The following is a 22,424-nucleotide window of genomic DNA, read 5'->3' as shown; positions in this document are numbered from 1 at the left end:
GGTCAGGCCGGTCTGTCTTGAGAAGAAAACAGCCCCGGGATTGTCCGGGGCTGTTTTTTATTGTCCTTTCGGGCTCAGCGGTTCCGCCGCAGCAGGACGTAAAGCGCGCCATAGCCGCCATGCTCGACCTGGGCCTGACTGAAGGACAGAACCATTGGGCGCAGGGTTTCATCATTCAGCCAGCGCGGGACCATTTTCTTCAGCACGCCCTGACCCCGCTCCCCTTGTCCGGTGATCACCAGAACACAGCGGAGCCCGGCGGAGGCACTGCCACTGATGAAGCGGATCAGGGCGATATGGGCGGCTTCCTGTCCCATTCCATGCAGATCAATCCGACCGTCTATATCCATCCGTCCGCGTTTAAACCGCTGGGCGGTGCGGTGATCGACGCCGGGGCTGTGACCATGCGCCAGCTTTGGCAACTGCCGTTTGCCTTTGGCGTTTGGCATCCCCGGGGCCGGGCTGGCGGAAGAGGGACCAAGAGATCCGATCTGGAAGGTTTCGTCCAGAAACACCGGAGTCCGGGCGGGCGCTTTCGGACGGATGTCCTGCTGATCTGCGTGGGGTGATGACGGTGTTTCACGTGAAACAAGATCGGCGACCGGGTCTGTTTCACCGGCGATCAGGGCGGCGATGGTCGCATCATCCGGCAGGCTGTGACCGGGCAAAGGGGTGACACTGCGGGCAATGGCCTTCCACAGCATCAGGTCTTCGGCGGTGAACAGGTTGCGCTTACGCGGGCGTTGCATCATCGACGATCACGATGTGCAGCTGGCGCGGGCCATGCGCTCCCAGCAGCAGGGTCTGTTCAATGTCCCCGGTGCGGGACGGTCCGGTGATCAGATTGACGGTCCGTGGCATTCCTTCCGGAAAGCGGCTGCGGATCCGGGCCCAGGCCTCTTCAAATGGGCCGACCATCAGCGAGGCGGGCAGGGCGACAATATGGATGTCTGGCAGAAAGTTCAGGGAGGTCGGCGTTTCCGGGCCGGAGACCATCAGCAGGGATCCGGTTTCCGCAACACCACCTTCCGCAACGGAGACGCCGATCAGGTCCTCCGGCAGGGCCGGACCGCGATGAACGGTATAGAGCGGGTGCTGTGCCACCGGATCAAGCCGGGCATCAGGGGCAACGGCCAGTGTGGTCGGCAGGTTACGCGCCTTCAGCCAGTCTCCGATGTCCTGCGGCAGGGCATTCCATCCGGCAACCCGGCTGACGGTGGCGTCAACGCTGGTGGCCATGGTGGTGAACAGCGCGATCCGGGCTTCGCGATCCCCGTCGCTGCGGGCGGGGATGGTGGCGGCCGGATGGCTGTGTAACCGGTCCCGCAACGCCTGTTGCCGCTCGGCTGACAGTTCTCCCCGGCCATGGGACCGCCGGATGGATTCCAGAATTGCGGTACGGGAAGAGGGCATGGCCGCAACCTTCTTGTTCAGGGGGACCGGGCAGGGTGTCAGGGGGACCGGCGGTCGCGCGACGGGGCGTTCAGGGTCATCCCGTCTGCGGCGACCGAAGCGGTAAAATCAGGACGGAGTTCGGCAGTGTCAAGGGTTTCCCCCGCCTTTGGCAGCAGGCGGCGGACAAAGGCCTGCCAGCTGCCGTCCGGGGCCTGCACCAGGGCGGTCGGCCGTTCGGTCAGGCACAGGGCAATTCCGCCGAACTCCCACAGGGTGGCGAAGGTCTGCGGGCTGTGCAGGATCATCCGGGTGGCCCGGGCGTGCATATTCTTGATCAGTTTCGGGCGGACCAGCACGCCATAAACCAGTAGGGCAAACAGCAGGGCCATGACCCCGCCGATGATGCCGACAAAAATCATCACCACCAGAGAAATCATCAACAGCCCGAGCAGCGGGGCAATCGCTTCCCACGGGCTGAACACCGGGCAGCCGGGGGTGTTAAGGGTCCGGAAATTGATCAGCACCGAGATCAGGTTTTTTTGCAGGGCCCCGACGATGCGTGTGTGAAGGTCCCGTTCCTCGGCCGTCAGTTTGACCATCTGTAGCGGATCCTTGTGTTTAATCCGAAGGGGGCTGATGGATACCAGCTTCGGCCCGGTAGCGGGCCATAAATGTCTGCCCCTGCGGAACCGGCATCACCCGGTGGCGGGTCCAGTCCTCGGCAAAGGGCAGGCGGGACAGGAAGCCCCGTCTGCCACCGATCAGGCGCAGGGTCAGGGCAGAGATCCGGGTTGCCAGACGCCAGAGTGCGGGACGGGTAGCAAACCAGCCGAAAACCTGCAAGCCCAGACGGGCCCGCTGCGGGGTCAGATGGCGGGAAAACTCCTGTTCCCGCCAGTGGCGTAACAGTTTGGGCAGGGGAATCCGCATCGGACAGACCGCTTCGCACCGCCCGCACAGGGTGGAGGCATTGGGCAACGGGGCGGACTCTTCAATCCCGATCAGGGCCGGGGTCAGGACGGATCCGATCGGGCCGGGATAGACCCAGCCATAGGCATGGCCCCCGATGGCGCCATAGACCGGACAGTGGTTCATACAGGCACCGCAGCGGATACAGCGCAGCATCTCTTCAAACTCGGTACCAAGCAGCCGGGACCGGCCGTTGTCGAGCAGCACGACATGGAAATGCTCCGGCCCGTCCGGGTCCTCGGCGCGGCGCGGCCCGGTGGAGAAGGAGGTATAGCTGGAGGCTTCCTGCCCGGTGGCGGAGCGGGCCAGCAGCCGCATCAGCAGGGCGGCATCCTCCAGGGTCGGGACAATCTTTTCCAGACTGGCGAGGACGACATGAACCTTTGGCAGCAGCTGGGTCAGGTCGCCGTTGCCTTCGTTGGTGACAATCACCGTCGATCCGGTCTCGGCGATCAGGAAATTGGCCCCGGTAATACCGACATCCGCCGCCAGAAACTTATCCCGCAGCACCGCCCGGGCTTCATCGAGAAGCTGGCGCGGTTCGCTGAGCGGGCGGTCGGCGGGCAGATGGGTATGGGTGGCGCGGAAGGCGTCCGCCACCATTTCCTTCTGCACATGGATCGCCGGGGCGATGATGTGGCTCGGCGGTTCGTTGCGCAGCTGGATGATGTATTCACCCAGATCGGTTTCCACCGGCACAATGTCGTGGTCAGCCAGATAGGCATTCAGCCCGATCTCTTCCGAGATCATCGACTTGCCTTTGGTGACGGTGCGGGCGTTGTGATCCCGGCAGATGGAGAGCACGATTTCCCGCGCTTCCGCCGCATCCCGGGCCCAGTGCACCACCCCACCGGAGGCCTCAACCTTGGCCGCGAAGGTTTCCAGATAGAAGTCGAGATTTTCCAGAACGTGATTTTTCAGGTCGCGGCCCTGATCACGCAGGGTTTCAAATTCCGGCAGCTTTTCTGCGGCCTGCGCCCGGCGGACCCGGAACCCGACCTTCAGTTTTTGTAGGGGTTGCCGCAGGGAGGCGTCGTTCAGGGCGGCGCGGGCGTTTTCCTTGAACTGGCGGGTCGTCGCGTGCATCAGCGGGATCCCTCCGCTTCGCCGATGGCCGGTTGATCCGCCATGTCGGCCAGCACCTCGGCCACATGGCGGACCCGGATCGGGCTGCCGATCTTTTTCAGTTTTCCGGCCATGTTCAGCAGGCAGCCGACATCCCCGGCCAGCAGGGTATCAGCCCCGGTGGCGATGATGTCTTCCACCTTGTCGCTGACCATCTGATTGGAGATGTCGCCATACTTGACGCAGAAGGTGCCGCCGAACCCGCAGCATTCTTCCGGATTGGCCAGATCACGGACTGTCAGCCCTTTGACCTGCGCCAGCAGGGCGCGGGGTTGGGCCTTGATCTTCAGGCGGCGCAGCCCGGTACAGCTGTCGTGGTAGGCGGCGCTGCCGTCAAGCCGGGCCTTGATGCCGTTGAAGTGCAGCACGTCGGCCAGAAAGCTGGTCAGCTCCCAGGTTTTGTCCGCCAGTGCGGTGGCGCGGGCCTGCCAATGGGCGTCGCCATCCAGAACCGCCGGATATTCCTTCAGCATGCCCCCACAGGAACCGGAGGGCAGGACCACATAGTCAAAGCCTTCAAAGGCGGCGATGGTGGCTTTGGCGATGCTCTGGGTGGTGGGCCGGTCCCCGGAATTCCAGGCCGGTTGCCCGCAGCAGGTCTGGGACTCCGGGACCGAAACCCGGCAGCCCGCCTGTTCCAGAAGCTTCAGCGCGGCGAAACCGACACTGGGGCGATAGACATCAGCGAGGCAGGTCACGAACAGACCCACATGCGGCTGCACTGTGGCGGTGGCAGAAGACGATGTCTGGGACATACTGCATTTTTCCGGCTGATCGGACTCCGAAGCCCCACCATAGCAGGGCTGTGGGGCCCTGAGAACAGGCAGACGGGCCCGGCAGAGCACGGGCCCGTCTGTCTTGGCAGGAGAAGAACCGGAGATCCGGGTCAGCTGGTCGGGCGGCGGTTTTTCGGCAGCAGCAGATACCAGCGTCCGGCGCTTTTCATCCGTCCGGCTTTTTCCAGCGCCTGCTCGCCCGGACCCCAGAAGAAATCGCCGCGGACCACACCTTTGATGGCGCTGCCGACATCCTGCGCCAGCATCAGGCGGCGCAGCGGTTCCCCATCCGGATCAACCGTATCCAGCCAGATCGGGATTCCCAGCGGGACAAAGTTGGTATCGACGGCGAGGGACCGTTTTGCCGTCAGCGGCACGCCAAAGGCCCCGACCGGGCCATCTCCGGTGATCCGCCGGAAGAAGATATAGCGCGGGTTTTCCCGCATGATTGAGGTGGCCTGACCGGGGTTCCGTTTCAGCCAGTCACGGATATAGGGCATGGTGGTCTGCCCGGGGCCGAGGATCCCCCGGTCGAGCATGATTTTGCCAAGCCCTTTGAACGCCATGCCGTTGTTCCCGGCATAGCCGACCCGTTCGACGCTGCCGTCAGACAGGGCGATCCGTCCGGATCCCTGAATATGCATGATATGCACATCCACCGGATCCTCGGCCCAGTAGAGGACCGGGGCCTTGCCATCCAGTGCCCCGGTTTCAATCGCGGCGCGGTCTGGCAGACCGGCCGTGGATTTTGGGGCACCATGGATCGGAACCGTACAGCTGGCGGTGCGGGTCCGGCATCCGCGCAGGTCGGCTTCATAATAGCCGGTGAAGGTGCCGGTTTCGCCGCCGTTCTCTCCCTGAACCAGATAGGGGTCAAGGGTCTCTTCAATGAAGGCCCGGGCATCAGCGGCGCTGCCGGTTCCATTGGGGAACCGGCGGCTCATGGTGCGGCACAGGGCCTGCCAGTCACCGACGGAGCCGGTGATGGTGAAGTCGCCCAGCCACTTCTTCGGGTTGGTCTGCCTGGAGAACGCCTCGCAGGAGCGGGCAAGGGCGGGCAGGGCTTCATTCTGGCGGTCCCGCTCCCACCCCGGCAGCGCGGAGTAGTTGACCGGGATCAGCGACAGCCCGCCGCTGGCGGAGCCTGAACGGTCGGAACGGCCGGAGTCACTGGTGCCGCAGGCCGCCAGAAGGGAAGCCGCGGCAAGCAGCGGTAGAAATCGGAACGGAACGGCTGTTTTCACCGGGTCCCTCACGCCTCCGGCGTTGCGGTGGTCACCAGAGACCAGTTCGGATTCCCCGAAGAGACAGAACGGGAGAAGGTCCAGTCATCGGTCAGGCGGATGGCTTCGGTCGGGCTGCCGTCAATCACGGTGCCTTCCCGGTCCCGCAGGACAGAAATCTGATCCGTCACAAACCGCACGGTCACCGAGGCGACATCGCCGGTCAGGCTGGCGGCAACGAAGGACAGGCCGAGCATGGCGTCGACCTCAGTGGTCAGCTGTTCGCCCCGGCTTTCGCGGTCGCTGATCGCTGCCTCAAAATTCCGGTAAACGGTCTCGCCGAGCAGGGGGCGCAGGGCCTCCCGGTCACCGGCGGCGAAGGCGGTCAGGATCATCTCGAAGGCCCGGCGGGCACCGCCGAGGAAGCCATCGGGATCAAACGACGGGTCAGCCAGCGCAATCCGGGTCAGGCCTTCTGCCGCCGGGCCTTCCGGGATCACCGGGGCAGGCGGGGGCGTGGACGGGCGACGGCTGCCCAGATCAATCACGTTATCACCGGCGGCTCCCCCCGGGGCAGCGGCGGGATCGGCATCCTGCTGCTGGCGGTTAAGGCCGTAGGGATCACGCGGTGGGGCTTCCGAGCCATTGCGGCGGCCAAGAACACTGCGCAGGCGCAGGATCAGAAATCCGGCCACCAGTCCGAGGAAGATGATATCGATGAACTGAATGCTCTGGCCCATAGCGTCCCTGACGTGTCACTCTTGAAAGGTGAAAAGGCATCCCCGACCTTACCACAGTCAGCCTTTGATCTGTAACGCTGTCTGCCCCGGCCCCCGAGCGGGTGGCCGGAAAAGAACAGGACTGCCGCAGGCTGGACGGAGATCCGTTGACTTCCTAAATAAGCCCTGACCTGTGAAAGAGCAAGCATGGCCCCCCTGATTCTGATCCTTCTGATTGCCCTTCCGTTTCTTGAGATTGCCGGCTTTATCATTGTCGGTGACTGGCTTGGCGCGTTGCCCACGCTCGGCCTGCTGATTCTGTCGATGCTGGCCGGGTCCGCGCTGCTGCGCGGGCGGGGGCTGGGGGCGATGCTGCGCACGCCGCAGGGGCGGGATCCGTCACGTCTGGTGGCGGATCTGGGGGATACCCTGTTCCTTGCCCTTGCCGGTCTGCTGCTGCTGATTCCCGGATTTGTGACGGACCTTCTGGCCCTGCCGCTGCTGTTGCCGCCGGTGCGGAAAATTCTGATGGTTCTGGCCCTGCACCGGCTGACGGTGGTGTCCTCCGCCGGGGTGGGGGCTGCCGGGATGGGGCCGTTCGGCGGGTTTCCCCCGCCCGGCGGTTTTCCGGGGGAAGGCGGGGCTGACATCGAGGCGGAATACCGCGATGTGACAGACCGCAACCCGCCGGAACAGGGTGCATCCTCCGGTGCCGCGACGCGGCCGCTGTTGTCGCCCGCAGCGAACCGTGATAGGTCTGACCAGCCTTTTAACGGAGAGCCCAACCCATGACCGATACCGATACCACCGGGCAGGAAGAACAGGGTCTGCCGCCCATCGTGATGCAGGGGCAGTACATTAAGGACCTGTCGTTCGAAGTTCCGAACAGCCCGGAAATTTTCCGGAAAATGTCCGGGTCGCCGGATATTCCCATTTCGGTGGACGTCAAGGCGCGCCAGCTCGGCGGCAATGTGTTTGAAGTGGTCCTGCACTTCAATATCGAAGGGAAGGTGGACGATGAGACCGCCTTCATTCTGGAGCTGGCTTACGGTGGCGTCGTGCAGGTCAATCCGGCCGAGCCCGACCACACCCAGCCGCTGCTGCTGATCGAAGCGCCGCGCCTGATGTTCCCGTTTGCCCGGAACCTGATTGCCGACATCACCCGTGATGGCGGTTTCCCGCCGCTGATGCTCCAGCCGATCGATTTTGTCGCGCTGTACCGTCTGCGGGCGCTGGAAGCGATGCAGGCCAGCCAGCAGGCTGACGCCTGAGCCTCATCAGGATAACAGACAGGGATACGGGATCATGACCCCCTTTGGTGCGCGGCTGCGTGACCTCCGGCGGCAACGGTCCCTGACCCTGACACAGATGGCCGCCGACCTGAATGTGTCGGCGGCTTATTTGTCTGCACTGGAACACGGGAAGCGGGGACGCCCCGGCCCCGGTCTGGTGATGGAAATCTGCGGATATTTCGGCCTGATCTGGGATGAGGCTGAAGCCCTGAAGCGGCTGGCCCTGCTGTCACAGCCGAAAGTGACCCTCGACACATCGGGCCTCAGCCCCCGTGCCACCGGTTTTGCCAACCGGCTGGCAGAATGCCTGCGCGATCTGGATGATGAAGCGATTGTTGCGCTGGATGAGTTGCTGGTCCGGGTCCGCCCGATGCGGAGGCAGGGGCGGAAAGGCCGCCGCTCCGACCGCTTTTCCGCGTGATTTTTGTAAAGGCGGGAAAATTCTGGTTTCCGCTGATGCCCCGGTTTCCGGTCAGCGTGACCGGGCTTAGCCGTCGCTGTCGGCGACCAGTTCCGCAATCACCGCATTCAGGACCGGCATCCCCTTGGCAGTGACCCGCAGAGGGGCACCCGCGTGCAGGCTGTCGGCGGCAATCAGCTCCTCCCGGATCAGCAGCTCCAGCATATCTCCATCCAGTACGTCCCGCAGGGCGATGCCGCCCAAGGCTTCAAACTGTGTGGGGTCGATGCCATCGCGCAGGCGCAGCCCCATCATCACCCGCTCAATGGCGCGGTCGCGGCGGCTGATCGGGTCGTTGGTCCGGGTGGCGTGGCCGTGGGTGAGGGTTTCTTTCAGCCAGATCTCGGGTGCCCGGTGTTGTCGGGTGGCATAATCAATCCCGTTTTCAAAAATCCGGCCATGAGCACCGGGGCCGATCCCCACATACTCTCCGCCCCGCCAGTAGAGAAGGTTGTGGCGGCTTTCTTCGCCCGGGCGGGCGTGGTTGGAAACTTCATACGCAGGCATTCCGGCCCGATTCATTTCCTCCTGCGTAACGTCCCATAATGCAATGGCCAGATCATCGTCGGGGATATGGAACCGTCCGGCGGCATGATCGAGATAGAAGCGGGTGCCTTCTTCGATGGTCAGCTGGTACAGCGACAGATGCCCGGCAGACGCAAGGGGCAGGGCGCGGCGGAGTTCGTCCCGCCACTCCGCCGGGGTCTGGCCGGGACGGGCGTAAATCAGGTCAAAGGAAAAGCGCGAGAACAGGGTGGCGGCGGACTCGATGGCCCGCAGGGCTTCTGTCCGGTCATGACGCCGCCCCAGAAAGACCAGAGCCTCTTCATCCAAGGCCTGAACACCCAGCGACACCCGGTTGATTCCAGCATCCCGGAATGCCTGAAATTTATCGCGGTCGACCGCACCGGGGTTGGCTTCCAGCGTGATCTCAATGTCATTGGCCGTCGGCCAGTGTTGGCGGGCGCGTTCAATCAGGGCCGCGGTGGTCGCCGGGTCCATCAGGGATGGCGTACCGCCGCCGAAAAAGATCGAGGTCAGGATCCGTCCCGGGGTGCGGGCGGCGTAGTGATCGAGTTCGGTCAGCAGGGCCCGCCGCCAGGCCTGATGGTCAATGCGCTCGGCGACATGGCTGTTGAAGTCGCAATACGGGCATTTGGACAGGCAATAGGGCCAGTGAATGTACAGACCAAACATCGGATCAAAACCCATATCGGGAAAAGGAAACCCCGGTGTTTCACGTGAAACACCGGGGCAGGGAAGGGGAAGGGGAGCTTAGACCGTCAGGACAGTGGAGCCGGTGGTTGCCCGGCTTTCCAGCGCTTCATGGGCGGCCCGGGCATCGGTCAGGGCGAAGGTCTGGCCGACCTCGATCTTGACGGTTCCGTTGGCAACCACCGAGAACAGGTCAGCGGCAGCTTCTTCCAGTTCAGCCCGGTTGGCGGTGTAATGGGCCAGCGTCGGGCGGGTCAGGAACAGCGAACCCTTCTGGCTGAGGGTCAGCGGGCTGATATCCGGGACCGGGCCGGAGGCATTGCCGAATGTGCACATCAGACCACGCGGGGCCAGACAGTCCAGCGACTTTTCAAACACTGTCTTGCCAACGCCGTCATAGACCACCGGAACGCCCTTGCCACCGGTGATCTCCTTCACCCGGGCCACAAAGTCTTCGCGGGTGTAGAGCACCGGATGGTCGCAGCCGTGGGCGCGGGCCAACTCGGCTTTTTCCTCGGTGCTGACGGTCCCGATCACGGTGGCGCCAAGCGCTTTCAGCCACTGGCAGGCAATCAGACCGACCCCACCGGCAGCGGCATGGAACAGCACGGTCATCCCCGGTTCTACCTTGAACAGGCGGCGGATCAGGTACTGGACGGTCAGGCCGCGCAGCATCATCCCGGCGGCCTGCACATCGGTGATGGCATCGGGCACCTTGACCAGACCGGTGGCGGGCATGACGCGGGCTGCGGCATAGCCGCCGATCGGGCCGGTGCCATAGGCGACGCGGTCGCCGACATTCAGGCCGGTGACGCCGTCGCCAATGGCTTCAATGATGCCGCAGCCTTCCAGACCCAGACCATTCGGCAGGCCACCGGGGATCGGGTACAGGCCGGAGCGGTGATAGGTGTCGATATAATTGACGCCGCAGGCGCTCTGGGCCAGCCGGACCTGACCGGGGCCGGGATCGCCGACGCTGGTGGTTTCCACGCGCAGAACCTCGGGGCCGCCGGTTTCGTGAAGACGGATGACGGTGGTCATGGGATTTGTTTCCTCGTTGGGTGGCTTGGGGGAGTGGAGGAACGGACAGGGTTACGCCAGCAGGACCTTTTCCAGCCGCAGCAGGGTGCGCTTGGTATCGACGCCATCAAGGCCGGAATAGCCGCCAAGGCTGCCATTGCTGCCGAGGATGCGGTGACAGGGGATGATGATCGGGATTGGGTTGCGGCCGCAGGCAAGGCCAACGGCGCGGGGGCTGGTGCCCAGCCGGGCGGCGACCTCGCCATAGGTCAGGGTCTGGCCGAAGGGGATGGTGTTCATCACATCCCACACCTTTTTCTGAAAGGCGGTGCCGGGCGGGGCCAACGGCAGATCAAACACCGTCAGGCGACGGTCGAAGTAGGCATCGACCTGATCGCGGGCGGCGGTCAGCAGCGGGGTTTCCTCATTCCCCATCCCCCATCCCCAGTCCAGAGACAGGATGGCACCGTCTTCCTCGGTCAGGGTCAGGGCCCCGAGGGGACTGTTGAAGGAAAGCTGGGGCATGGCAGGCGGTATCCTTGCTGAGGCAGTCGCCGGGCCGACCGGCCAGACGGAAAGATGGGGTGAGGGTGCCAATAAGCCTAGAGGCTTTTTGGGGATCCGACAACGCGGACCGGTATGGGAGTTCATTCGCATAAGGGGGGATGTTGGCAGGGGCTGCTTGGCGGTTGCCACTCTTCGGGGTGTGCCTTACCTTGGACTCCTGTCGCTGCGCCCGGAGAGGTCCGATGAAAATTTCTGTTGATATCGACTGTACCCCGGAAGAGGCCCGGGATTTTCTCGGGCTGCCGGACGTCAAGCCGATGCAGGACGCCATGATGAACGAGATCCAGAAGCAGATGACCGCCAATTTACAGGCGATGGATCCCGAGACCCTGTTCAAGACCTGGCTGCCGGCACAGGTGCAGGGGCTGGAACAGATGCAGAAGTTTTTCTGGTCGCAGTTTACCAAGGGCGGCGGATCGAAGGGATCCCTCTGATTTTACCCGGTTGCTGCGATCCTGATGAAAGGGACACACCGTGTCTGACACCACTGATCTTTTCTACACCGCCCATGTCTTCCTCTGTACCAATGAACGGCCGGAGGGGCATCCGCGCGGATCCTGCGCTGCCCATGGGTCGGTAAAGCTGCGGGACTATATGAAAGCCCGGGCCAAGGAATTCGGCCTGAATGAACGGCGGATCCGCACCCAACAGGCCGGGTGTCTGGACCGCTGCGAACTGGGGCCGGTGCTGGTGATCTATCCGGAAGGGGTGTGGTATGCCCCGCGCACCAAGGAAGACATTGATGAAATCCTGCTGACCCATCTGCGCGATGGTCAGCGGGTCGAACGGCTGATGGTGTTGCCCACCGATGCCGACCGTGCGGCGTTTGAAGCCCGGCAGGCTGCGTCTGCGTGATGGGCCGCCCGGAAACGATTTTTGCTCTGGCCACCGCTCCCGGCCGGGCCGGGGTGGCGGTCATCCGGATTTCCGGCCCGCAGGCCGGTGCGGCGCTGACCGCGCTGTGCGGCAGGGTGCCGGTGCCGCGTCAGGCGGCCCGGAGCCGGTTCAGCCACCCGGTGGATGGACGGGTTCTGGACGATGGTCTGGCCCTGTGGTTTCCCGGCCCCGGCAGTTTTACCGGCGAGGATGTGGCCGAGATACAGGGGCATGGTGGCAAGGCGGTGATCGACAGCCTGCTGTCGGCCCTGTGTCTGGTGCCCGGTGTCCGTCCGGCAGAGCCGGGCGAATTCACCCGCCGGGCTTTTGAGAACGGCAAGCTGGATCTGACGCAGGCCGAGGGGCTGGCGGACCTGATCAATGCGGAAACCGAGGCCCAGCACCGGCAGGCCCTGCGGCAGATGGACGGGGCGCTGGCCCGGCTGTTTGATGGCTGGCGGTCTGACCTGATCCGCCATCTGGCGCATCTGGAAGCCTTCATTGATTTCCCGGATGAACCGATCCCCGACCATCTGGATCAGGCGGTCCGGGCCGGGATCAGCACCCTTGCCGGGGCGATGACGGCCTATCTGGCTGACGGTCATCGGGGGGAACGGATCCGGGATGGCCTGTATATTGCCGTGGTCGGGGCCCCGAATGCCGGGAAATCCAGTCTGGTGAATGCCCTTGCTCGGCGCGAGGCGGCGATCGTCTCGGCGACGGCCGGGACCACCCGCGATGTGATCGAGGTCCACCTTGATCTTGGCGGCTATCCGGTAGTTCTGGCGGATACCGCCGGACTGCGGGAGGCTGCCGAGGATATCGAGGCGGAAGGGATCCGCCGGGCCCTGCTTCGGGCGGAAAACGCTGATCTGCGTCTGGCGGTGTTTGATGCGGCCTGTGCCCCGGAGTGGGATGCCCCGACTCTGGCTTTGATTGACGGCCGGACCGAAGTGATCGTCAACAAGGTGGAGACGGTTGCTCTTCCGGATGACCTGCGGATTTCCGGGCGGGTGCCGCACCGCATTTCCGCTGCGGGCGGGCAGGGGATGGCCGACCTTCTGGAGGCTCTGACCGCCCGAGTCCGCGATGCGCTGGAAACGCAGGGGGCTCCGGCCCTGACCCGGCAGCGGCACCGGGTGGCGCTGGACGAATGTGTGGACAGCCTGCACCGCAGCCTGACGGCCCCGGATCTGGAGCTGATGGCGGAAGACCTGCGCCTTGCCGCCCGGGCACTCGGGCGGATCACCGGCCGGGTTGAGGTTGATGATCTGCTGGATGTGATTTTCCGCGATTTCTGCATCGGGAAGTAAGTCCGGCTTATCCCGATCAATCCGCCTGTCCCGGCAGGGACGAGAGTATCTCATACCCGGCAGGGACGAAAGTATCTCACACCCGGCAGGGACGATAGTTGCCCACCCCCGGCAGGGACGATAATCCCCGGTCCCGTCAGGGACACAGACACGCTGCCGCCCCTCGGTTCTTGAACCGGGGGGCGGTTCGGCGTATGTCTAGGCACGACTCTGGACGCAGGGGCTGACCCGTTACCGGGCAAGCCGATCCACCGTCCATTTTTTTCTGACAGGATGCCGCATGTGGGATCCGTGCCACCCGGAACCGGGGCAGGGCGCGGCCAGCGGCATATGCCGAATCCGGGTGAGAGTGGGATGAACGACTCCTTTGACGTGATCGTGGTCGGTGGCGGCCATGCCGGAACCGAAGCGGCGGCGGCAGCGGCCCGGATGGGGGCCAAGACTCTTCTGCTGACCCACAAACTGGAAACAGTTGGGGAAATGTCGTGCAATCCGGCGATCGGTGGATTGGCGAAGGGCCATCTGGTCCGCGAGATTGATGCGCTGGACGGGGTGATGGGGCGGGCCACCGACCGGGGCGGCATCCAGTTCCGGATGCTGAACCAGAGCAAAGGGCCCGCCGTGCGGGGGCCCCGGGCTCAGGCCGACCGCAAACTGTACCGTCAGGCGGTGCAGGATATCCTGCGGGAAACCGAAAACCTGACCCAGTGGGCGGCTGCGGTGGAAGACCTGATCCTGACCGCGGATAACCGCGTTGTCGGGGTGAAGACGGCGGACGGGCGGGAGATCGGGGCCGGGGCGGTGGTGTTGACCACCGGAACCTTCCTGCGCGGGATTATTCATCTGGGGGAACAGACCTGGCCAGCCGGGCGGATTGATGAGGCTCCGGCGCTGGGGCTGTCGGTGACGCTGGAGCGTCTGGCCCTGCGGCTCGGGCGTCTGAAGACCGGAACCCCGGCCCGTCTTGATGGCCGGACCATTGACTGGGATGGGCTGGAGATGCAGCCGGGCGATGACCCGCCGCAGCCGTTTTCCTTCCTGACGGACCTGATCACCACGCCGCAGATTGCCTGTGGAATCACCTATACCACCGAGCAGACCCACCAGATCATCCGCGATAACATTCACCGGTCGCCAATGTATTCCGGTCAGATCCAGAGCGTCGGTCCACGGTATTGTCCGTCGGTGGAAGACAAGATTGTCCGCTTTGCGGACAAGGAACGCCATCAGGTCTTCCTTGAGCCGGAAGGTCTGGAGGATCCGACCGTCTACCCGAACGGGATTTCGACCAGCCTCCCGGCGGAGGTGCAGGACGCGCTGATCCACTCGATTCCGGGTCTGGAGCGGGTGACGATTCTGCGGCCCGGGTATGCGATCGAATACGATTTTGTTGATCCGCGCGAACTGCGGCCATCGCTGGAAGTGCAGAAGGCGCCGGGCCTGTTTCTCGCCGGGCAGATCAACGGCACCACCGGCTATGAAGAGGCGGGGGCGCAGGGGCTGGTGGCCGGGATCAATGCGGCGCTGCTGGCCTCCGGCCGGGCGCGGGAAGACGTGTTTGTTCCGGACCGGGCCGATGGCTATCTTGGGGTGATGATCGACGATCTGGTGACGCTCGGCACGCAGGAGCCGTACCGGATGTTCACTAGCCGGGCCGAATATCGTCTGCTGTTGCGGGCTGATAATGCCGATCTGCGGCTGACCCAGAAGGGGATCGACGTGGGCGTTGTCGGCTCTGGCCGCGCCGCTGTGTTTACGGAAAAGCGCGGGGCGTTGGATGCTGCCCGCGCCCGGATGCAGGGCCTGACGGCAACGCCGAAGGAGCTGGCTGCCGCCGGGCTGCATGTCAATCAGGATGGTGTCCGCCGCTCGGCGCTGGATCTGTTCAGCTACCAGACCGTGACGTGGCAGACCCTGCATGGCCTGTGGCCGGAACTGGCGGCGATCCCGGCGACCGTGGCGGAACAGCTGGAAATCGAAGGCCGCTATGCCGGATATCTGAACCGTCAGACCACGGATATTGTGGCTTATCGGAAGGATGAAGGGCTGGTTCTGCCCGATGATCTGGACTATGCCACGGTCGGCAGTCTGTCGGCGGAGATCCGCCTGAAGCTGTCGAAAGCCCGCCCGGCGACCCTTGGTGCAGCCGCCCGCATTCCGGGAATGACCCCGGCGGCCCTGACCGCGTTGCTGGGTCATGTGAAGAAGATGAAGAAATCTGCTGCGTAAGGCTTGGCCTTTCGGATCAGAGTCGATTATAAGAAGGGGCTGCGGTCCGGGATGGACCGCCCCCTTTTTTGTTTCACGTGAAACAGACCGATCCCATCGTGACTGCACCGCTGACGCCCGAGGCCTTTCAGGCCCAGACCGCTGTTTCACGTGAAACAGTGGACCGATTGACCGCTTATGCCGATCTGCTGCGCAAGTGGCAGCCGAAGATCAACCTCGTCGGACCGTCGACGATGGATGATCTGTGGCGACGGCATTTTCTGGACTCCGCCCAGTTGTGGCCTTTGCTTCCGGCAGAGACCAAGACCCTGATCGACTTCGGCAGCGGGGCCGGATTTCCCGGTCTGGTGCTGGCGGTGATGGGAGTGCCGGAGGTGCATCTTGTCGAGTCGGACCAGAGAAAATGCGCCTTCATGCGGGAAGCTGCCCGGGCCACCGGGGTCTCGGTGACGATCCATAACAAGCGGATTGAGGCGATCGCGCCGTTTCCGGTGGATGTGGTGTCGTCCCGCGCTTTGGCAGCCCTGCCGCAATTGCTTGAGTTCGCAGCGCCTTTTCTTGCACCGCACACAACCTGCCTGTTCCCCAAGGGGCAAAATGTTGAGGCAGAGTTGACCCACCTTAACAAAATATGGACACTGCGCGTGGACCGTCAGCCCAGTCTGACTGACGCCGACGCGACCATTCTGCGACTGAGCGAGGTTCGCCGTGAGCAACCAGCAGACACCCGTTAAAGCACCCCCGGTGTCGTCCTACGGCCCGAAGATCATCGCCATCGCCAACCAGAAGGGCGGGGTCGGCAAGACCACCACCGCCATCAATCTGGGCACAGCCATGGCGGCGGTGAAGAAAAGGGTCCTGATCATTGATATGGATCCGCAGGGGAATGCATCGACCGGGCTGGGGGTGGAACGCTCCAAGCGCCGGATCAACAGCTATGCCCTGATGACCGGGGAAGCCCGGGTGCAGGACGCGGTGTCTGATACCACGGTGCCGGGTCTTCAGCTGATCTCCTCCGGGGTTGATCTGGCCGGGGCCGAACTGGAACTGGTGGATGTCGAAAAGCGGGAATACCGCCTGCGGGCTGCCCTACAGGGGCGTCTGGATGCCTATGATTATGTGTTGATCGACTGCCCTCCGGCTTTGGGGCTGCTGACCCTGAATGCGCTTGTGGCCGCCGATGAGGTGATGGTGCCGTTGCAGTGTGAGTTTTTTGCGCTGGAAGGGATTTCGCATCTGATCAAGACCATTGAGCGGGTGCGCCGCAGCTTTAATCCCCGTCTGGAAATTCAGGGGATTGTCCTGACCATGTTCGACCGGCGCAACAACCTGTCGGGGCTGGTGGAAAGCGATGTCCGCGGCTATTTCGGCCCGAAGGTGTTTGACACGGTGATCCCGCGCAACGTCCGCATCTCGGAAGCGCCGTCACACGGGAAGCCGGTGCTGCTGTATGATTTTAAGTCCTCCGGGGCACAGGCCTATGTGCATCTGGCGGGAGAAGTGTTGAAACGCGATCGGCGGGAGGCTCGCGCGTAATGGAAGATCGGCGGAAGCGGGGCGTTCTCGGGCGTGGGCTGTCAGCCCTGCTGGGTGATGAAGGCGATGTTGCCTTCAACACCGGCGGAGAGGGGGGCGGGGAAGCCCGGTCCCAGACCATGGTCCCGGTGGAATTCCTCCAGTCCGGCCGGTTCCAGCCGCGCACCCAGTTTGATCAGGAAGCGCTGAATGATCTGGCGGACAGTATCCGCGAGAAGGGGATCATCCAGCCGATTCTGGTCCGGATTCTGCCGGAGGATTCCAACCGGTATGAAATCATCGCCGGGGAACGGCGGTGGCGGGCGGCACAGATTGCGCAGCTGCATACGGTCCCGGTCATTGTCCGTGAGTTCTCTGATCGCGATGCGGCGGAAGTGGCGCTGGTTGAAAACCTGCAACGCCGCGATCTGTCGCCGCTGGAAGAAGCCGAGGGCTACCGTCGCCTTCAGGAAGAGTTCCAGCATACGCAGGATGATCTGTCGAAAGCGGTGGGCAAAAGCCGCAGTCACGTCGCCAATATGATCCGCCTTCTGGCGCTGCCGGACCCGGTGAAGGATATGATGCGGACCGGAACCCTGACCGCCGGTCATGCCCGGGCGCTGCTGAACGCCGATGACCCGGGCATTCTGGCGGAACAGGTGGTCAAGAAGGGTCTGAACGTCCGCCAGACAGAAAAGCTGGCGACGGAGAAGGGCGGGGTCAAGGCCCGGAAAGCCCGCCCTGAAACTGCGGAGAAAGCGGAAAGATCCCCTGCCGTTGCCAAGGACACCGATACGCTGGCGCTGGAACGGGATCTGGCCCGGGTTCTGGGCCTGAAAGTGAATATCGAGTTCGAAGGCCGTGGCGGCCGCGTGGTGATCCACTATTCGACGCTGGAACAGCTGGACGATATTCTCTATCGGCTGAACAACCCGACCGACAATGCGGCGGACCGCCGCCGGGAGGCTCTGGAAGCCGAGCATGCCGCTGACGAAATGGCCGATCAGGCCTTCGCCGCTGTCTTTGCCGCCAAGCCGGTTCCGGCTCCGGAGGAAGAGGCTTCGGGGGTTGCCGGTGTGACCGCCGCCGATCTTCTGGCGGATGCGACCTTTGAGGACGATCTGGTCGAGGATCTGGAAGCGTTGGAAGACGATGACTTCGAAGACTTTGATTTTGAAGAGATCGAGAAAGAGTCTTCCGGGCGGATCAATGCTTCGGCGGTGTTCTCTGCGGCACCGGAGGACGAGGCTGAAGAAGACAGTGACCGCGTGATGGCCGCAACGGTTGATTCGCTGCTGGAAGACTTTCTGCGCGAACGCCCGGCGGAAACAGAGGATCCGGAGACCGGCGAGTCACGCTGAGCCCATCTGTCGGGAGAGAGACCGGACCATGGAAAACGGAGGCTGAGGGCCTCCGTTTTTTATTTTCATAGCAATGGATGGGGGGCGCGTTGCCCTCAGGCTGCTACGGCCCGCGTTTTGCCGCCCGCGCCGCATTGGCGATGCTGAGGAAGGCGCGGGAGGTCAGCTCCTGCTCCGGCATCCCGGTTGTCTTGCAGTCGATTTCGGTTTGTAGCAGCAGATCAAGGGCGGTCATGGCCCGTGCCGGGGACCACAGGCGCAGTTGCGCCGTAAACCGGGGCTTGGTCTTGAAAAACACCGGAGGCTTCAGCAGCCCCAGCGCCGAGTCCGCCGTATGCCCATGACTGAGGGCGGATGCAGCCAGATGCAGGCGCTGAAAATGCCGGAGGGCGGCCCGCAGGATCGGGACCGGATTGGTTCCTTCGGCAAACAGCCGGTCCAGCAGCCGCTGGGCTGTCAGCGAGTCGCCCTCGGCCGCCGCCAGAATCAGGTCATCCTGCGCCAGTGCCGACATATCCCCGATGCAGGCCATGGCATCTTCCAGACTGACGGAGCGGGGGCTATCCCCGGCGGGGCCCATATAAGTGACAAGTTTGTCCAGTTCCTGACGGGTCACCGCCCGGTCGCCGCCGAGATTGGCCACCAGATAATCGAGCGTGTCTTTTCCGGCACTCAGGCCATGGGTGTTCAGGGTGCGGTTGATGACCGCAGCCAGAGCCCCCTCATCATCGGCATAGCAGGGCACTGCGGCCGCGAGGGTGTGGGCCTCAAACAGCTTGCGCAGGGTTGATTTGGCGGCCAGATCGTCGGCCTGAACAACGATCAGGGCATCCCCGGCCGGGGCATTGAGAAAGGCTTCAAAGGGTTTGGTCAGGCCGTCTCCGGCATCGCGGATCCGGATCACCCGGCGGCCCCCGGTCAGGGCCATGGCGGCGGCTTCATCCGCCAGCAGGGCGGGGTCTTTGGTAATGGCGGCTGCGGTCAGATCGGCAACCCGGAAGGGGTCTGACAGGTCTGCGACCACGGTTTTCATCGCCGTCACAACCCGTTCCCGCACCAGTCCGTCATCGGGGCCGTAAATCAGGACCGACCGGATCTTGGCATCCGGGCGGGCGCAAAAGGAATCGGCGCGGTCTGCGCTGATTTTCATGGGGCGGACCCGGCTGGCGCCGTTCCAAGGCTGGGGTTCTGCTTCAGGAAGACGGCAACCGCTTCGCTGATCTGGTCAGAAAGCTGCTCGATTGTCCGTTCCCGGGCATTCCGGTAGGCCATTTCGACCGTAAAATGATCGGCGGTGATATTATAGCCGGTCATTGCACTATGCTGCCGGGACCAGACCACTTTGCCGCCGCTTTCCAGTTTGGATGTGGTGGCCAGCGTCACCGATTCCCGGGTGCTGGTCGCATCCTTACGGAAGCCCGACTCGGTTTTCACCTCGGTCATCTTAACGGTCAGGCGATAGCGTTTCTGGACCGTATTCCCGGCACCCTGCTCAAAGCGCCGTTCCAGCGCGTTGCGCAGCATCTGCCCCTGACGGTCCTCGATGATGCCCACGTCAACCGCCGCCATGGCGGTCTTCAGGGCATCCCCGTTGTTGGACCGGGCATACATCGGCTGGAAGCCGCAGCCTGCCACGGCCGAAGCCGTGGCAAGCGTGCAGCCCAACAGAGCCGTGCGGATGGTGCGCTTAGACGACCACATTGACGATCTTGCCCGGGACAATGATGATTTTCCGTACCGGCTGACCGCCGATCTGGGCCTGAACGGTTTCCAGCCCCAGAGCGGCGGCTTCGATCTCAGCATCGCTGGCGGTCTTGGCGACCTCAATCGTTCCGCGCAGCTTGCCCTTCACCTGAACGGCAAGGGTCACGGTGTCTTCCACCAGCAGGGCCGGGTCATAGGTCGGCCACGGGGTATCGGTCAGCAGGGTGGCCCCGCCCAGTTCCGACCACAGTTCTTCGGCCAGATGCGGCATCATCGGGGCGCTGATCCGCACCAGCGTTTCAATGCCGAAACGATAGGCTGAGCGGGCGGCGTCATCGGTCTGTTCCAGACCGCCAACGGCATTGGCCAGTTCGCGGATACGGGCGACAGCGGTGTTGAAGCGCAGCTTTTCCAGATCTTCGGTGATGGCGGCGATGGTCTTGTGGGCCATCCGCACCAGCTTCCCGGCGGGGGAGGAGTCGGTCGGCACCGCAGCGGCCGAAGCCTGAATCTCACCAGCCATGCGCCACAGGCGGTTGATGAAGCGCCATGCCCCTTCAATGCCGCTGTCGGTCCAGTCCAGATCGCGTTCCGGCGGGCTGTCAGACAGCATGAACAGGCGGGCGGCGTCGGCACCGTAGGCATCGAAGATCCTGTCGGGATCGACCACGTTCTTCTTCGACTTCGACATTTTGATCGAGCGGCCGACGGTGACCGGGCTCTGGTCGGCGGTGCGGATCCACAGGCCGGAGTCGGTCTTTTCGATCTCCGACGGATCCAGCCACTTGCCGTCAGCGGTCTGATAGGTTTCGTGGCAGATCATCCCCTGGGTGAACAGGCCGTCGAACGGCTCTTTCACGTCCAGATAGCCGCATTCCTTCAGGGCCCGGGTGAAGAAGCGGGAATACAGCAGGTGCAGAACCGCGTGTTCCACCCCACCGATGTATTGATCGACCGGCAGCCAGTAATCGACCGCAGTGCGGTCAAAGGCCACATCCGGGTTCTTCGGGGCGCAGAAGCGGGCGAAGTACCACGACGACTCGAAGAAGGTGTCGAAGGTGTCGGTCTCGCGGCGGGCGGCTTTGCCGCAGCACGGGCAGGTGGTGTGCTTCCACGTCGGGTGACGTTCCAGCGGGTTGCCCGGCTTGTCGAAGGTGACATCCTCGGGCAGCTGCACCGGCAGGTCCTGCTCCGGCACCGGCACCACGCCGCAGTCATCGCAGTGGATGACCGGGATCGGGCAGCCCCAGTAGCGCTGGCGGGAGACGCCCCAGTCGCGCAGACGGTACTGAATGGTGCCGTGGCCCTTCTCCAGCGACTCGATCTTGCGGATCGCCGCCGACTTGGCTTCGGTCTGCGACAGGCCGTTCAGGAAGTCGGAGTTGATGGCAATGCCATCATCGGAATAGGCGGTCTCGGAGGCTTCCAGCGTGGCGACAAAGGCGGCGGTATCCTCGCCCTTCGGGGCGACGACGGCCTTCACCGGCAGGCCATACTTGCGGGCAAAATCCATATCGCGCTGATCGTGGGCCGGGCAGCCGAACACCGCACCGGTGCCGTAATCCATCAGCACGAAGTTGGCGACATAGACCGGCACGGTCCAGTCCGGGTTGAACGGATGGCGGACGGTCAGGCCGGTGTCGAAGCCCTTCTTCTCCGCCGTCTCAATCGCTTCTTCCGAGGTGCCGAGGCGGTCACAGTCGGCGATGAACTCGGTCAGGGCGGCATTTCCGGCCGCCAGCTCGGCGGTCAGCGGGTGATGCGGCGACAGGGCGAGGAACGAGGCCCCGAACAGGGTATCCGGGCGGGTGGTGAACACCTCGATGGAGCCGTCGCGGCCGACCAGATCCCAGGTCACGCGGGCTCCTTCCGAGCGGCCGATCCAGTTGGTCTGCATGGTGCGGACCTTTTCCGGCCAGCGCTCCAGACCCTTGATGGCTTCAAGAAGGTCATCGGCATAGGCGGTGATCTTCAGGAACCACTGGCTCAGCTTGCGGCGCTCCACCAGCGCGCCGGTGCGCCAGCCACGGCCATCAATCACCTGTTCGTTGGCGAGAACGGTGTTGTCGACCGGATCCCAGTTGACCCACGACTCCTTACGGTAGGCCAGACCGGTCTTCAGGAAGTCGAGGAACATCTTCTGTTCGTGACGGTAGTAGTCCGGGGCGCAGGTGGCGATTTCCCGCGACCAGTCGATCGACAGACCCATCGGCTTGAACTGGGCGCGCATGGCGTCGATGTTCTGATAAGTCCAGGTGCCCGGGTGGGCGCCGCGTTCGATGGCGGCGTTTTCCGCCGGCAGGCCGAAGGCATCCCAGCCCATCGGGTGGAGGACGTTGAAGCCCTGCGCCCGTTTGAAGCGGGCGACCACGTCCCCCAGCGTATAGTTGCGGACATGGCCCATGTGGATTCGCCCCGACGGATAGGGGAACATTTCCAGCACGTAGTATTTGGGGCGGGAGGTATCCTCGGTCACCTCGAAGCAGCGGGCCTGATCCCAGGCGGTCTGCCACTTCTGTTCGGTTGCCTTGACGTTGTAACGATCCTCGCGGGCCATGATGACACTTCACCTGAAACAGGGGCCGGGACGGACAGCAGAAAAGACGCCCGCCGCCGGCAGAGAAAAAGACAGTGGAGCAGAACCGCCCCCGTGACCGGGGATGCT

At 63.7% G+C, this 22,424-nt stretch carries 23 protein-coding genes; 10 read left to right on the top strand and 13 right to left on the bottom strand.

What is annotated here, in order from left to right; all coding sequences use genetic code 11:
* Nucleotides 1-74 precede the first annotated feature (74 nt).
* The 7 genes from FHS48_RS05690 to FHS48_RS05660 all read right to left on the bottom strand — a co-directional run bounded on the left by FHS48_RS05690 (nucleotide 75) and on the right by FHS48_RS05660 (nucleotide 6,228).
* On the bottom strand, nucleotides 75-752 hold the full coding sequence (locus FHS48_RS05690) for a Smr/MutS family protein (RefSeq protein ID WP_184262259.1): 678 nt from the start codon (nucleotides 750-752) through the stop codon (nucleotides 75-77).
* Entirely contained in the window at nucleotides 733-1,413 is a 681-nt protein-coding gene (locus tag FHS48_RS05685; RefSeq protein ID WP_184262257.1) for a LutC/YkgG family protein, read from the bottom strand. The genes FHS48_RS05690 and FHS48_RS05685 overlap by 20 nt, the downstream gene beginning before the upstream one ends.
* Nucleotides 1,414-1,451: 38 nt before the next feature.
* On the bottom strand, nucleotides 1,452-1,994 hold the full coding sequence (locus tag FHS48_RS05680) for a hypothetical protein (protein ID WP_184262255.1): 543 nt from the start codon (nucleotides 1,992-1,994) through the stop codon (nucleotides 1,452-1,454).
* Between the two features lie 19 nt (nucleotides 1,995-2,013).
* A complete protein-coding gene (locus FHS48_RS05675; RefSeq protein ID WP_184262253.1) occupies nucleotides 2,014-3,450 on the bottom strand; it encodes a LutB/LldF family L-lactate oxidation iron-sulfur protein in 1,437 nt (478 codons plus the stop codon).
* Entirely contained in the window at nucleotides 3,450-4,244 is a 795-nt protein-coding gene (locus tag FHS48_RS05670) for a (Fe-S)-binding protein (RefSeq protein WP_184262251.1), read from the bottom strand. Before FHS48_RS05670 ends, FHS48_RS05675 begins: the two co-directional genes overlap by 1 nt.
* Before the next feature lie 131 nt (nucleotides 4,245-4,375).
* Nucleotides 4,376-5,509: a murein transglycosylase A gene (gene mltA / locus FHS48_RS05665; RefSeq protein ID WP_184262249.1), complete on the bottom strand. Its 1,134-nt coding sequence runs from the start codon at nucleotides 5,507-5,509 to the stop codon at nucleotides 4,376-4,378.
* Nucleotides 5,510-5,517: 8 nt separating this feature from the next.
* Nucleotides 5,518-6,228, bottom strand: a complete 711-nt coding sequence (locus FHS48_RS05660) for a Tim44/TimA family putative adaptor protein (RefSeq protein ID WP_184262247.1) — start codon at nucleotides 6,226-6,228, stop codon at nucleotides 5,518-5,520.
* Between the two features lie 186 nt (nucleotides 6,229-6,414).
* On the opposite strand from FHS48_RS05660, the gene FHS48_RS05655 reads away from it, so the two are divergent.
* From FHS48_RS05655 to FHS48_RS05645, 3 genes are read left to right on the top strand one after another with little or no spacing between them, the layout of a single operon-like run.
* Nucleotides 6,415-6,999, top strand: a complete 585-nt coding sequence (locus FHS48_RS05655; protein ID WP_184262245.1) for an FxsA family protein — start codon at nucleotides 6,415-6,417, stop codon at nucleotides 6,997-6,999.
* Nucleotides 6,996-7,478, top strand: a complete 483-nt coding sequence (gene secB, locus FHS48_RS05650; RefSeq protein ID WP_184262243.1) for a protein-export chaperone SecB — start codon at nucleotides 6,996-6,998, stop codon at nucleotides 7,476-7,478. The genes FHS48_RS05655 and secB overlap by 4 nt, the downstream gene beginning before the upstream one ends.
* 34 nt (nucleotides 7,479-7,512) lie before the next feature.
* Nucleotides 7,513-7,920: a helix-turn-helix domain-containing protein gene (locus FHS48_RS05645; RefSeq protein ID WP_184262241.1), complete on the top strand. Its 408-nt coding sequence runs from the start codon at nucleotides 7,513-7,515 to the stop codon at nucleotides 7,918-7,920.
* Nucleotides 7,921-7,986: 66 nt separating this feature from the next.
* On the opposite strand, the gene hemW is transcribed toward FHS48_RS05645, so the two are convergent.
* The 3 genes from hemW to FHS48_RS05630 form a co-directional block, all read right to left on the bottom strand.
* Nucleotides 7,987-9,156 (bottom strand): radical SAM family heme chaperone HemW, encoded by a 1,170-nt coding sequence (gene hemW, locus FHS48_RS05640; protein ID WP_260402359.1) that lies wholly within the window; start codon nucleotides 9,154-9,156, stop codon nucleotides 7,987-7,989.
* A gap of 78 nt (nucleotides 9,157-9,234) precedes the next feature.
* Nucleotides 9,235-10,215 (bottom strand): quinone oxidoreductase family protein, encoded by a 981-nt coding sequence (locus FHS48_RS05635; RefSeq protein ID WP_184262237.1) that lies wholly within the window; start codon nucleotides 10,213-10,215, stop codon nucleotides 9,235-9,237.
* A gap of 51 nt (nucleotides 10,216-10,266) precedes the next feature.
* Nucleotides 10,267-10,719: a methylated-DNA--[protein]-cysteine S-methyltransferase gene (locus FHS48_RS05630; protein ID WP_184262235.1), complete on the bottom strand. Its 453-nt coding sequence runs from the start codon at nucleotides 10,717-10,719 to the stop codon at nucleotides 10,267-10,269.
* A 224-nt stretch (nucleotides 10,720-10,943) separates the two neighbouring features.
* Here FHS48_RS05630 and FHS48_RS05625 point away from each other — a divergent pair, with 224 nt between their 5' ends.
* The 7 genes from FHS48_RS05625 to FHS48_RS05595 all read left to right on the top strand — a co-directional run bounded on the left by FHS48_RS05625 (nucleotide 10,944) and on the right by FHS48_RS05595 (nucleotide 18,055).
* Nucleotides 10,944-11,195: a DUF6489 family protein gene (locus FHS48_RS05625; protein WP_184262233.1), complete on the top strand. Its 252-nt coding sequence runs from the start codon at nucleotides 10,944-10,946 to the stop codon at nucleotides 11,193-11,195.
* A gap of 40 nt (nucleotides 11,196-11,235) precedes the next feature.
* A complete protein-coding gene (locus FHS48_RS05620) occupies nucleotides 11,236-11,616 on the top strand; it encodes a (2Fe-2S) ferredoxin domain-containing protein (protein ID WP_184262231.1) in 381 nt (126 codons plus the stop codon).
* Nucleotides 11,616-12,950, top strand: a complete 1,335-nt coding sequence (mnmE, locus tag FHS48_RS05615; RefSeq protein WP_184262617.1) for a tRNA uridine-5-carboxymethylaminomethyl(34) synthesis GTPase MnmE — start codon at nucleotides 11,616-11,618, stop codon at nucleotides 12,948-12,950. The genes FHS48_RS05620 and mnmE overlap by 1 nt, the downstream gene beginning before the upstream one ends.
* 354 nt (nucleotides 12,951-13,304) lie before the next feature.
* Entirely contained in the window at nucleotides 13,305-15,179 is a 1,875-nt protein-coding gene (gene mnmG / locus FHS48_RS05610) for a tRNA uridine-5-carboxymethylaminomethyl(34) synthesis enzyme MnmG (RefSeq protein ID WP_184262229.1), read from the top strand.
* A gap of 110 nt (nucleotides 15,180-15,289) precedes the next feature.
* A complete protein-coding gene (gene rsmG, locus FHS48_RS05605) occupies nucleotides 15,290-15,913 on the top strand; it encodes a 16S rRNA (guanine(527)-N(7))-methyltransferase RsmG (RefSeq protein WP_184262615.1) in 624 nt (207 codons plus the stop codon).
* Nucleotides 15,888-16,715 carry a ParA family protein gene (locus FHS48_RS05600; RefSeq protein ID WP_311769090.1) on the top strand — a complete coding sequence of 276 codons (828 nt, stop codon included), beginning with the start codon at nucleotides 15,888-15,890 and terminating at the stop codon, nucleotides 16,713-16,715. The genes rsmG and FHS48_RS05600 overlap by 26 nt, the downstream gene beginning before the upstream one ends.
* Nucleotides 16,715-18,055, top strand: coding sequence for a ParB/RepB/Spo0J family partition protein (locus FHS48_RS05595; RefSeq protein ID WP_184262227.1), 1,341 nt, complete (start codon nucleotides 16,715-16,717; stop codon nucleotides 18,053-18,055). Before FHS48_RS05600 ends, FHS48_RS05595 begins: the two co-directional genes overlap by 1 nt.
* Nucleotides 18,056-18,158: 103 nt before the next feature.
* Here the strand turns inward: FHS48_RS05595 and holA are convergent, their stop codons facing one another.
* From holA to leuS, 3 genes are read right to left on the bottom strand one after another with little or no spacing between them, the layout of a single operon-like run.
* Nucleotides 18,159-19,205 carry a DNA polymerase III subunit delta gene (holA, locus tag FHS48_RS05590; RefSeq protein ID WP_184262224.1) on the bottom strand — a complete coding sequence of 349 codons (1,047 nt, stop codon included), beginning with the start codon at nucleotides 19,203-19,205 and terminating at the stop codon, nucleotides 18,159-18,161.
* The gene (lptE, locus tag FHS48_RS05585; protein ID WP_184262222.1) at nucleotides 19,202-19,756 is read right to left on the bottom strand and encodes an LPS assembly lipoprotein LptE; all 555 of its coding nucleotides are present in this window, start codon (nucleotides 19,754-19,756) and stop codon (nucleotides 19,202-19,204) included. Before lptE ends, holA begins: the two co-directional genes overlap by 4 nt.
* The gene (leuS, locus tag FHS48_RS05580; protein WP_184262221.1) at nucleotides 19,743-22,316 is read right to left on the bottom strand and encodes a leucine--tRNA ligase; all 2,574 of its coding nucleotides are present in this window, start codon (nucleotides 22,314-22,316) and stop codon (nucleotides 19,743-19,745) included. The genes lptE and leuS overlap by 14 nt, the downstream gene beginning before the upstream one ends.
* Nucleotides 22,317-22,424: the final 108 nt, after the last annotated feature.

The sequence above is a fragment of the Novispirillum itersonii genome (genome assembly GCF_014205675.1).
GTDB lineage: Bacteria > Pseudomonadota > Alphaproteobacteria > Rhodospirillales > Rhodospirillaceae > Novispirillum > Novispirillum itersonii_A.
This window is presented reverse-complemented; position numbering and strand designations above follow the sequence as displayed.